The sequence below is a fragment of the Mesorhizobium sp. M7A.F.Ca.CA.003.01.2.1 genome, assembly GCF_003998945.1.
Classification (GTDB): domain Bacteria; phylum Pseudomonadota; class Alphaproteobacteria; order Rhizobiales; family Rhizobiaceae; genus Mesorhizobium; species Mesorhizobium ciceri.
In genome coordinates, this window is the sequence record NZ_RZRA01001430.1 from 1 (window position 1) to 868 (window position 868).

The following is an 868-nucleotide window of genomic DNA, read 5'->3' on the forward strand; positions in this document are numbered from 1 at the left end:
AGACCGCCCTGGGCAAGTTCACTGCAGGCTCCGGTTCCAAGCGGCGCGTTGGTCAAAAGCACGACCGGTTCCGGCGCCAGATGAAGCGCCGTCATCAGGCCGGCAATGCCGCCGCCGATGACGACCGGCGCCCCCGCGATTTCGCGAACCTCCAGACTCATAGGGAAAGCATGCGCTCGACCGCGCGGCGGGCGGGGCCGGCAATTTCGGGATCAATCCGGACCTCATGCCGGTTCTGCTCGAGTGCGGCGCGAATGTTGGCCAGGTTGATGCGCTTCATGTGCGGGCACAGATTGCATGGGCGAACGAACTCGACGTCGGGATGCGCGACCGCGACGTTGTCGCTCATCGAACATTCGGTCAGAAGGACGACACGCTTCGGTTTCTCACGCTCGACATAATCCGACATCGCCGCGGTCGAGCCGGAGAACTCCGCCTCCGCGACAACGTCTGGTGGGCATTCTGGATGGGCCAGCACGATGACGCCTGGATGGGCATCGCGCAGTTCCCGGATGTCTGCTGCGGTGAAGCGCTCATGCACCTCGCAATGGCCTTTCCAGGCGATGATCTCGACGTCTGTATCGGCTGCCACGTTCCTCGCCAGATATTCGTCCGGGAGCATCAGCACACGCGCCACGCCAAGCGATTCCACCACCGCCTTGGCGTTGCCGGACGTGCAGCAGATGTCGGACTCCGCTTTTACGGCGGCGGAAGTGTTGACGTAAGTAACAACGGGGACCCCCGGATACCGCAGCCGCATTAGCCGCACGTCGTTTGCCGTGATCGATTCGGCCAGCGAGCAGCCGGCGCGGAGATCCGGGATGAGCACGGTCTTGTTCGGATTGAGCAGTTTTGCCGTCTCGGCCAT

General features: G+C 63.2%; 2 protein-coding genes. Both read right to left on the bottom strand.

The genetic code is table 11. The features are described from left to right. A partial coding sequence (locus EN969_RS36465; protein ID WP_127419860.1) for an FAD-binding protein occupies positions 1–161 on the bottom strand: 161 nt, incomplete at its 3' end. Next, positions 158–868: quinolinate synthase NadA (gene nadA / locus EN969_RS33235; RefSeq protein WP_127419861.1), on the bottom strand; the 711-nt coding region annotated here is incomplete at its 5' end. The genes EN969_RS36465 and nadA, both read right to left, overlap by 4 nt.